Annotated in this window: 10 protein-coding genes; 2 read left to right on the forward strand and 8 right to left on the reverse strand. The window is 68.6% G+C overall.

What is annotated here, in order from left to right:
- Positions 1-97 precede the first annotated feature (97 nt).
- Positions 98-805, forward strand: coding sequence for an MBL fold metallo-hydrolase (locus tag KBY93_RS00600; protein ID WP_255092273.1), 708 nt, complete (start codon positions 98-100; stop codon positions 803-805).
- On the opposite strand, the gene KBY93_RS00605 is transcribed toward KBY93_RS00600, so the two are convergent.
- The 7 genes from KBY93_RS00605 to mnmE all read right to left on the reverse strand — a co-directional run bounded on the left by KBY93_RS00605 (position 789) and on the right by mnmE (position 8,956).
- A complete protein-coding gene (locus KBY93_RS00605; protein ID WP_255092415.1) occupies positions 789-2,000 on the reverse strand; it encodes a histidinol-phosphate transaminase in 1,212 nt (403 codons plus the stop codon). The genes KBY93_RS00600 and KBY93_RS00605 overlap by 17 nt on opposite strands.
- A gap of 5 nt (positions 2,001-2,005) precedes the next feature.
- Complete coding sequence (gene argS / locus KBY93_RS00610) at positions 2,006-3,850, reverse strand: arginine--tRNA ligase (RefSeq protein ID WP_255092274.1); 1,845 nt, start codon at positions 3,848-3,850, stop codon at positions 2,006-2,008.
- Between the two features lie 92 nt (positions 3,851-3,942).
- Positions 3,943-5,100 carry a cyclophane-forming radical SAM/SPASM peptide maturase GrrM/OscB gene (grrM, locus tag KBY93_RS00615; protein WP_255092275.1) on the reverse strand — a complete coding sequence of 386 codons (1,158 nt, stop codon included), beginning with the start codon at positions 5,098-5,100 and terminating at the stop codon, positions 3,943-3,945.
- Positions 5,097-5,507 carry a GrrA/OscA1 family cyclophane-containing rSAM-modified RiPP gene (gene grrA / locus KBY93_RS00620; protein ID WP_255092276.1) on the reverse strand — a complete coding sequence of 137 codons (411 nt, stop codon included), beginning with the start codon at positions 5,505-5,507 and terminating at the stop codon, positions 5,097-5,099. Before grrA ends, grrM begins: the two co-directional genes overlap by 4 nt.
- Before the next feature lie 29 nt (positions 5,508-5,536).
- A complete protein-coding gene (gene grrP, locus KBY93_RS00625; protein WP_255092277.1) occupies positions 5,537-6,481 on the reverse strand; it encodes an extracellular substrate binding-like orphan protein GrrP in 945 nt (314 codons plus the stop codon).
- A gap of 177 nt (positions 6,482-6,658) precedes the next feature.
- Complete coding sequence (gene nadC / locus KBY93_RS00630) at positions 6,659-7,546, reverse strand: carboxylating nicotinate-nucleotide diphosphorylase (protein WP_255092416.1); 888 nt, start codon at positions 7,544-7,546, stop codon at positions 6,659-6,661.
- Positions 7,547-7,603: 57 nt separating this feature from the next.
- A complete protein-coding gene (mnmE, locus tag KBY93_RS00635) occupies positions 7,604-8,956 on the reverse strand; it encodes a tRNA uridine-5-carboxymethylaminomethyl(34) synthesis GTPase MnmE (RefSeq protein ID WP_255092279.1) in 1,353 nt (450 codons plus the stop codon).
- Between mnmE and KBY93_RS00640 the strand changes: the two genes are divergently transcribed.
- Positions 8,937-9,458, forward strand: a complete 522-nt coding sequence (locus KBY93_RS00640; protein ID WP_255092417.1) for a DUF2062 domain-containing protein — start codon at positions 8,937-8,939, stop codon at positions 9,456-9,458. The genes mnmE and KBY93_RS00640 overlap by 20 nt on opposite strands.
- Before the next feature lie 4 nt (positions 9,459-9,462).
- On the opposite strand, the gene KBY93_RS00645 is transcribed toward KBY93_RS00640, so the two are convergent.
- On the reverse strand, positions 9,463-9,651 hold the full coding sequence (locus KBY93_RS00645; protein WP_255092280.1) for a hypothetical protein: 189 nt from the start codon (positions 9,649-9,651) through the stop codon (positions 9,463-9,465).
- Between the last annotated feature and the right edge of the window lie 28 nt (positions 9,652-9,679).

A 9,679-nucleotide genomic window follows, 5' to 3' on the forward strand; every position in this document is an offset into this window, starting at 1 on the left:
GCGGCGCGCACCAGCTGGCATGGCCTCCGCATCAGGGCAACCGCACCACGGCCCCTCCAGCACAGGCAGCAGGCCCATACGCCGCCGGACAGCGGCCATGAGCGCCGTGTCCCTGATGGCTGCTGTGAGTCTGGGCCTGCCTGGCGCCGGCCTGGCCGCCGGTGGGGTCTCGGTCACAAGCTTCGGCCACAGCGCCCTGCTGATCCAGGGCGGTGGTGCCACCGTGCTGGTGAACCCCTTCAAGGCCGTGGGCTGTGCTGCCGGCCTGGCGGAGCCGCGGGTGCGCGCCGATGTGATCCTGGCCAGCAGCCGGCTCCTCGATGAGGGTGCCCCTGTGGCCTCCGGCCGGATGCTGGTGACCCCCGGCTCCTACCGGGTGGCTGGCCTGAAGCTGGAGGGGGCCGCTATCCCCCATGACCGCATCGGCGGACGGCGCTTCGGTCAGGCCACGCTCTGGCGCTGGAAGCAGGGCGGCCTGGAGATCGCCCACCTGGGCGGAACTGCTGCGCCCCTTCGTCCCGAAGACCGGGTGCTGATCGGCAAGCCCGATGTGCTGATCATCGGTGTGGGCGGCGGCGCCAAGGTGTACAGCGGCGCTGAGGCCGCTGCCGTGGTGCGTGCGCTCGAACCCCGGCGGGTGATCCCAGTGCAGTACGTGAGTGGGAGTGCCCCAAGCGGCTGCGATCAGGGCAGCATCGAGCCCTTCCTGGAAGCGATGAGCGGCACACCTGTGCAACGGGTGGGCCGCACTGTGAGCTTCAGTGCGCCCCTGAGCGATGGGCCACAGATCAAGGTGATGCGCTGACCATCAGCGCTTCGATCTCCTGATAGGCATCCCAGAAGCGCCCCATCTGCTCGCTGGTGCCCAGGCTCACCCGCAGGGCCCCATCGATCAGGGGCTTGCCGGCCATGGAACGCACCAGGATGCCCGCCTTTCGCAGTTCAGCCTCCACCTGGGCAGCCGACAGGGTGGGCCAGATCAGAAGGTAGTTGCCTCCAGCAGCGTGGTGGCGCACGCCGGAAGCCTGGAGTTGCTCCAGCAACCACTCCCTGGCCCGCAACACTTCGGCCACATAGGCGTCGGTGTAGGCCTGATCGGCCAGGGCGGCGCGGGCTGCCGTGACGGCAAAGCTGTTGATGTCGTAGGGGCCGGTGACGCGGCTGATCCGGTCGACCAGGGGCGGCGCGCCGATCGCGAAGCCGATGCGCAGGCCCGCCAGACCGGCGGTCTTGGCCAGAGAGCGCAGCACCAGCAGGTTGGAATGGGCCGCGAAGGGATCCGAGATGCCGCCTGCGATGGGTGCTGCCGCGGCAGGGCTCAGCAGCGGTGGCAGAACGCTGTCTCCGGTGAAGGCCTCATAGAGCTCATCCACCACGACCAGCGTGCGCGGCGCGGCGGCCGCCAGCTCAAGGATCCGTTCAGGCGCCAGGCGGGTGCCGGTGGGGTTGTTGGGATTGCAGATCAGCAGGATCCGCGGCGGATGCCAGTCGCCGCTGGGTTCGCCAGCACCACCGGGACCGAGCAGCGCCGCACGGATCTCCTCGAGAGGGAAGCCGAAGCCGGGCAGCCGATAGGGGACCGCCTCGATCGTCATGCCCTGCATGCGGGCGCAGGGGCTGTAGTAGCCGAAGGTGGGGCTGGTGGTGAGCAGCCGGTCGCCCTGGGCGCCGTAGGCATGGAACACGGCATGCAGGGCGGCATCGACACCGTTGAACAGGCCGATGTGGGCGGGAATGAGCGCGTCACTCCCGGCAGCGGCTTCAGCGGCGAGCGCACCGATCAACGCCTCGCGCAGGCCGTCGTACTCGGGGTAGATGGCGTAGTGATCGGCGGGGATGGCGCGGATCGCACTGACCACCTGCGGGCTTGGACCCACTGTGTTTTCGTTGAAGTCGAGCCGAAGCAGGCCGCGGCGCCCCTCCAAGGGGGCGCTATAGGCCACCAGGTCCTCAACCTCGGGGCGGGCCGAGAGAGCCCCAGCTGGCTGCGGCCGCCACATTTCGCTCACATCCGCTCCAGCGTGGGGATACCCAGCAAACCCAACCCCAGGCGCAGCGTGTCGGCTGTGAGGCGGCACAACGCCAGACGGGAGCCCCTGGCCGGTTCCTCGGCCTTGAGCACCGGCACCTGGTCGTAGAAGCGGTTGAACGCCTGGGAAAGCTCGAACAGGTAGGAGCAGAGACGGTTGGGCAGCAGTTCTTCGTCCACTTCGGCAATCACCGTATCGAGCTGCAGCAACTGGCGCACCAGAGCCCATTCCTGGGGCTCACTGAACACCAGGGGATCAGGGAAGCCCTCGGCCGATTCCCCCTCGCCGGCACCGAGGCCGCCGCGGCGGGCGATGCCGGCTACGCGCACCAGCGCATAAAGCAGATAGGGGGCCGTGTTGCCGGCCAGGGCCAGCATGCGATCGAAGCTGAACTGGTAGTTGGTGATCCTGTTGGTTGAGAGATCCGCATACTTCACTGCGGCGATGCCCACGGTGGTGGCCACCAGCTGGATGAACTCCTCGTCTTCCTGACGCTCTTCCTCGGCCAGGCGGCGGCGCAGATCGGCCTCGGAGCGCTCCACCGCCTCATCGAGCAGGTCCTTGAGCCGAACCGTGTCGCCGGAGCGGGTCTTGAGCTTCTTGCCGTCCTCGCCCTGCACCAGGCCGAAGGGCACGTGCTCCAGCCGTCCTCCCTCGGGCACCCAGCCGGCACGGCGGGCCACCTGGAACACGGCGGCGAAGTGGCTGGCCTGGCCGGCATCAGTCACGTAGATCAGCCGGCGGGCGCCATCCCCCTCCGGAGGCGCGGCGAACCGGTAGCGGATCGCGGCCAGGTCGGTGGTGGCGTAGTTGAAGCCGCCGTCGCTCTTGCGCACGATCAGCGGCAGCGGCCGGCCGTCTTTTCCTGTCACGCCCTCAAGGAACACGCACTGGGCGCCGGCATCGGTCACCAGCAGCCCGCTGGCCGCCAGATCGGCCACCACCGCCTCCAGATAGGGGTTGTAGAACGACTCCCCCCGCTCGCTCAGAGCGATGTCGAGGCGGTCGTAGATCAGCTGGAATTCACGCCGCGACTGCTCGCAGAGAAGGTCCCAGGCCCTGCGGCTCACGGGATCGCCGCTCTGCAGCTTCACCACCTCCTCACGGGACGTGGCCTGGAAGGCCTCATCGGCATCGAAGCGCGCCTTGGCCTGGCGGTAGAAGGCCACGAGATCACCCAGATCGATCGCATCGGCGGTGCTGAGCGCCTCGGGGGCCACCTGCTTGAGGTGGGTGATCAGCATCCCGAACTGGGTGCCCCAGTCGCCCACGTGGTTGAGGCGCAGCACCGGATGGCCGCGGAACTCCAGCACCCGCGCCAGGGCGTCGCCGATGATCGTGGAGCGCAGGTGCCCCACGTGCATCTCCTTGGCGATGTTGGGGCTGGAGAAATCCACGATCACCGGAGCCAGCACCTCAGCGAAGCTGGCCTGGACGGGATCGTCCGCCGCGGTGGGCACCCCCAGGCGGGGATCGCCCAGGCGGGCACTCAGCTCCGCCGCCAACGTCCGAGGGCGAAGGGTGAGGTTGATGAAACCAGGCCCAGCGATCTGGGCGGGTTCGCACAGCTCAGCGAAGGCCGAATCGGCGGCCAGCTGGTCCACGATGGCGCCGGCGATGACCCGGGGCGGTTGCTTCAGGCGCCGGGCCAAGGCCAGGGCTCCGTTGGCCTGGAAATCACCGAATTCCGGCTGGCTGGCTGGCGCCAGTTGCGGATCGAGGGGGGTGCCCGCCTGCTGCGCCTCTGCCACCTCGTCTGGAAAGGCCCGCTCCAGGGCCGTGCGCAGCTGGGCTTCGAGGGCGTGGGCGATGCGACGCATGGGTGGCGGGTGCGGCCGGACTGCCGGGGGGTGGTGACGGTTCAGGCTCCGATCATCCCTCCTGGGGGTCGGCTTTCAGACGCTGGGCCCGTTCAGGCGCTCAGCCCCAGCTCCTGCTCCATGCCGCTGAGCACCACATCAGCCACCAGCTGGATGCGGTAGCGGCAGGCCTCGGTGACGCTGCCATCAAAGCGGCCGTGCTCCCAGTATTTGTTGCTGCCGGCACCGCCGCCGCAGAGGCCGAAATAGGCGCACTCCTGGCGGCAGAGCCGCACACCGGCTTCGATTTCCCCGCGCACCAGCTGGAACTTGTCGGTGGCCATGGAGGCTTCCAGGCTGCCCTCCAGGACGTTGCCGAAGACGAAGTCGCCGTATCTGGCGGTGGCTACGGCCAGCAGTTCGGGATCGAAGGTGGAGAAATTGCCCCTGGCATCCACGTTCACGATCGCGAAGGGCGTGTTCATGTCGGTGGCCTCCAGGCGGGCCTCGCCGCAGGCCAGGCTGGTGATGCCATCGAATTCGCGCAGCCGCAGCCGGTCAGGCTCCGCGCGGATCCGCTGCCAGAAGCGCTCCATGAAGGCGCTGTAGCGGCGCTCGCTGTCGGGCCGCTCGAGGGTGGAGCGCAGGTTCTCACCCTCGGTTTCCTCCATGTTGAAACCCACGCTGGTGATGCCACTGCCCGTGAAGAAGTCGTAAAGCGCATCGGCCTGATCGAGGGCATCGGCCGTGAGCACGCAGATCACCTGGAAGGGAATGGCGCGGCGCTGAAGGGCCGCGATGCCGCGCATCACCGCCCCATGGGTGGGCAGGCCCGTGCGGGTGCGGCGGTGGGCGTCGTGCAGGGCAGCCGGTCCATCCATGCTCACGCCCACATGGATGCCGTTGCGCTCGAAGCAGTCGCACCAGGCGTCGTCGATCACCACCGCATTGGTCTGCAGCGACTGCACGATGGTGCCAGGCGGCAGACCGTGGCGCTGCAGGGCCTGGTCGATGCGCTCAGAGGCCGCGTCGTAGAAGGCGATCGGCATGGTGAGCGGTTCGCCCGCATGCCAGAGCAAGGTGAAGCCACCCTCGAGGAACGGACTTTCGAGCACGCGCTCCAAAGCCGCATCGAGGATCTCGAGCGGCAGCCGGCTGCGGTCATCGCGGCTGGGCAGGTAGCAGTAGTCGCAGTCGAGGTTGCAGAAGGGCGTGGGCTGCACCACCAGCAGGCGCAGGGGACCAGCCTGGACCGGTGCGGATGCGGTCACCAGAAATTGCGCCAGCCGACGTTGGGCCAGCCGCCATTACGGAATCCACCGTTGCGGAAGCCCCCGTTGTAGAAGCCGCCGTTGCGGAAACCTCCGTTGCGGAAGCCGACATTGGGGCCGTTGATAAACGTCCGCGCCAGCCAGCCGTCTGCACCGGCCGCCTCCACCCCGGCCTCCGGCTTGTCATGGTCCCGGATGGCGGCGGCAATGCGGCGCAGGCGCCCCTCGATGGCATCGGCCTGACGGGGGTGATCACTGGCCGGGGGTGCTGAGCCGGATGCCGCCAGGGCCCGGGCCACCCCAGGATCCAGGGGCAAGGAGGCAGCCAGCAACAGGATGCCGAAAAGCCGGGAGCGGGTGAAGAAGGCCATCGGAGCAGGGTGGAAGCGGGGGAGGGGCAGAGACAACGACGCGCCGGGTGGGCCGCCTCAGGACATCAGGGAGCCGTGGACCTGGCAGGGGTAGAACCCGCCTGGGCCGGCAGAGGGCGCAGGGCCTCCACCCCCAGCAGCACCGAATCGAAGTAGTTGCGGATCTGATCCGGCGTGCGGTTGAGCGCACTGCCGGGTCCCACCCAGCGATCGATGGCGTTCACCGCCTCGGGCTGACCATCGAGGTAGCCCTGCAGCAGCCGTGCAATCGCCAGATTCACCAGATTGCGGAAGGCGGAATCGTTCTCAGGGACCAGGCAGGCCACGGCATAACGCTCGTAGGGCTCTGCGGGGGTCTGAGCCAGCGCGGCACCCTTGTCGCCGGCAGCCAGACCGGCCAGGAGCGAACTGTCACCGATCACCCCCTCCACGGACCCGGCCCTCAGCGCCGCCAAGGCCTCGGTCAGACTGGCGAAGCCCACGGGCCGGGCGGCCGGCTGGATGCCCTTGAGCTCTGTTTCCGCCAGAGAATTGGCGACCACACCGATGCGCCTCCCGGCGAGCGACTGGGGCGATCCATCCAGTCGACCAGCGGGCGCCAGCAGCCTCAGACCGGAGAGCGCGAAGGGCAGGGAATAGTCGAGGGTGTTGTCCTGTTCCCAGTTGAACGGCACGCCACAGGCGAGATCGGCCTGACCGCCCACCAGACGCAGGCCCAGAGCAGCAGGGTCGGCCACGGCCTCGACGCGGAGCCGGACGGGGCGGCCCACGGCCACAGCCAGCTCAGCCGCGATGCGATTGCCCACCTCCATCGCGTAGCCCACCGGTTGCCCTTGGGCAGTGAAGGAGAGCAGGGGTGCCTGATCAGGCAGCCCAACCATCACCAGCTCACCGCTGCGGGCGACCCGGTCGACGACCCCCTCCGCGCGAGCGGATGCCGCCGGCAGAAGGCCCGCGAGCAGGGCCAGGCCAGCCGGCACCAACCGGCGACCCACGCGGGATCGGGACAACGGCAGAACCAGCTGAAGGGGGAAGGGACGTCGCGGCACGGGAGGTCGCAAGGCAGACCATCCACAATCTTGACAAATGCGGCGAATTTGGCCAACCACCAGGCCGCAAGAGCAGTGCTTTGTGATGAAGAGCCATGGCTTATCGAGACGGCCCTGCATCTGGACCGTTTCGGGCATTCACGCCAGCACCGGGTCGTAGCGCATGCTCAGATCCAGCCAGGGACTGCGGGTGACCGCGGCGCTGGTGGAGATCAGATCGATGCCGGTGGCGGCGTAGGCACGCAGCTGGGCGGGATCCACACCGGAAGCCTCCAGCACCACCGGCAGACCCCGCTCGATCGCCCGCCGCTGGAGTTGGGGCACCAACTGCCCCAGGGCCTCGGGAGTGAAGCCGTCGAGCAGAACTGCATCAGCACCAGCGTCAACGGCCTGCACCGCCTCATCGTCGGTTTCCGCCTCCACGATCACCCGTGCTGGCCAGGGGGCGACGGAGCGCACAGCGGCGATGGCGTGCGCCACCCCGCCGGCCCAGGCCAGGTGGTTCTCCTTGAGCATGGCGGCGTCATCGAGCCCGCAGCGATGATTCGTGCCCCCACCGCAACGCACGGCGTACTTCTCGAGCAACCTCAGGCCAGGGGTGGTCTTGCGGGTGTCGGCCAGCTTCACTCCTGTGCCGCTCAGCACCGCCACCAGCGCCGCCGTAGCGGTGGCGATCCCTGACAGGCGCATGGCCAGGTTGAGGGCGGTGCGCTCACCAGCCACCAGGGCCGTCGCCGGTCCCGCCAGCTCCAGCACCCGCTGATCCAGTGCCACCGGCTCCCCGTCGGCCACCAACAGGCGCACCTGCACCGAGGCATCGAGCAAACGGAACAGCGGCTCCACCAGCACCCCGCCACAGAACGTCCCCGCACGCCGAGCCGTCCAGCTGGCCCGGCCTGGCTGGCCGATCAGGGCGGCGGCGGTGAGGTCGCCACGGCCGATGTCCTCCGCCAGCCAGGAGCGGAGCTGGAGCTCCAGCTGAGGCTGGCTGAGCAGGGCGGCGGCCGCATGGGCGCTCGGAAGGATGGCCAACGGGAACCTGGACAGGCTGGGGCTCTCCCCATCCTGACGGCCACAACGCGACTATTTGCCGATGCAGAAGCGGGAGAAGACACGGTCGAGCACGGCTTCGTTCACCTCCTCACCGGTGATCTCACCGAGGCTGCGCGCGGCCTGACGCAGGTCGATCGTCCAGAAATCCCAGGGCAGATCCTCCGCGGCTGCCGCCAGGGAGCCTCCAAGGCTTTCGGCCGCCGCCGCCGCCAGATCACACTGGCGGGCATTGAGAGCCACCTCCAACCCAGGCCCCAGGCTGAGGCCACAACGGCCCAGCAGCGCATCCCCCAGCGCCTCGAGGCCGCTGCCCGTCAGCGCGCTGATCACCACATCCACCTGGGCAGGGGCAACGGCGACAGCACGATCGGCCTTGTTGCCCACCACCAGCACCGGCACCTCGGCGGGCAACTGGCCGGCCAGTGCCGCGTCGGCCTCGGTCCAGCCCTCGCTCAGGTCCACCAGCAGCAGCACCGCGTCAGCGCTGGCCAGGGCCCGGTGGCTGCGCTCAATCCCCAGGCGCTCCACCAGATCGTCGGTGGCGCGGATCCCGGCAGTGTCGAGCAGGGTGAGCGGAACGCCCTGCAGCACCAACTCGCTCTCCACCAGATCGCGGGTGGTGCCGGGCTGGTCCGTCACGATCGCCCGCTCACTGCGGCTGAGGGCATTGAGCAGGCTCGATTTGCCCACGTTGGGACGGCCGATGATCGCCACCTTCAGGCCCTCCCGCAGCAGCCGGCCCTGGGAGGCCTCCTCCACCAGCCTCAGCAGCGCCTGCTGCACCGCCTCCAGCTCCGCCACCAGAGCCGCCGGATCCAAGGGCTGCAAATCCTCCTCGAAATCAACCCGCGCCTCCAGCTCCGCCAGCTGGTCGAGCAGGCGGCCGCGCAGAGCGCCGATCCGCCGCTGCAGGCCGCCATCGAGGCCGGCGACCGCCAGCTGGGCCGCCCGGCGGCTGCGGGCCGTGATCAGGTCGCTGATCGCCTCCGCACGGGTGAGATCGAGGCGGCCGTTGAGGAAGGCCCTCTGGCTGAACTCCCCCGGCCGGGCAAGGCGTGCCCCAGAGCAGAGCACCAGCTCCAGCACCCGCCGCACGGCGATCAGTCCTCCGTGGCAATGAAGCTCGACCACGTCCTCCCGCGTGAAACTGCGGGGTGCCTTCATCAGCAGCAGCAGGGCCTCATCCAGCCGCTCCGCGCTGACTGGGTCAACCACATGGCCATAGAGCACGCGATGGCTCCCCCAGGCCTGCTCACCGGGGGGAAGAAACAGATTGCGGCCGATGGTCTCCGCCTCGGGGCCGGAGATTCTTACGATCGCCACACTTCCCTCACCGGGCGCCAACGCCGTGGCGATCGCAGCAATGGTGTCGTCCGAATCCAAGGAGCCCAAAGGCCAAGGTCCACGCCAGTCTGGGTGGCGGCGCTGGAGTTCTGGCTTCCTGGCCAGGATCCGGCTCTGGATCCACTGGCTGTGGATGCAGGAGGGAAGCCATAGCCAGCGGGCCCGAGGGCTGGCGGCCGGGGTGTTCTGTGGATGCTTTCCTTTCTTCGGTTTGCAGACCCTGCTGGGGGTGGGGCTGGCCAGCCTGGTCAGAGGGAACCACCTGCTGGCGGCTGCCGGCACCTGGATCAGCAACCCCCTGACCTATGTACCGCTCTACTGGTTCAACTATCAACTGGGCTGCTGGCTGCTCGGCCCGGGGGAGGGCTGGCCCAGCCTTGACGCTCTCAAGGGTCAGGGCCTCTGGGAACTGGGCTGGTCGTTCTCGAGCCGACTGCTGCTGGGTTCGACGATCGTGGGCACGGTGGCCTCACTGGCGCTGGGCTTCGTTTACTGGCGCTGGTTAGAACGCCAGAGCGGCAGAAACTTGACCGGCAGCTGAGGGCTCAGCCGTTGCCGAACCCAGGGCAGAGCATCAGGTCGATGTGGCCTCCGCTCGGCTGACGCCACTCCCGGAACTCCTCGGCCAGTGCTTTGTGCTCACGCCGCTTCTGGACCGCATCAAGGGCCTGAAGCCTTTGATGCACCAGGTCAAGGGTGTCGTCGATCAGTTGGGCCGCTTGCTCGGAGGTCATGGCAGCACATGCCAGAGGGTCATCGATA

The sequence above is a fragment of the Synechococcus sp. J7-Johnson genome, assembly GCF_024345795.1.
Taxonomy (GTDB): Bacteria; Cyanobacteriota; Cyanobacteriia; order PCC-6307; family Cyanobiaceae; genus Regnicoccus_A.

Bases quoted from the DNA above. Each gene is read 5' to 3' on its own strand.
- KBY93_RS00600 (WP_255092273.1), top strand. From the start codon at position 98: ATGAGCGCCGTGTCCCTGATGGCTGCTGTGAGTCTGGGCCTGCCTGGC.
- KBY93_RS00605 (WP_255092415.1), bottom strand. From the start codon at position 2,000: ATGTGGCGGCCGCAGCCAGCTGGGGCTCTCTCGGCCCGCCCCGAGGTT.
- argS (WP_255092274.1), bottom strand. From the start codon at position 3,850: ATGCGTCGCATCGCCCACGCCCTCGAAGCCCAGCTGCGCACGGCCCTG.
- KBY93_RS00640 (WP_255092417.1), top strand. From the start codon at position 8,937: ATGGTGTCGTCCGAATCCAAGGAGCCCAAAGGCCAAGGTCCACGCCAG.
- KBY93_RS00645 (WP_255092280.1), bottom strand. From the start codon at position 9,651: ATGACCTCCGAGCAAGCGGCCCAACTGATCGACGACACCCTTGACCTG.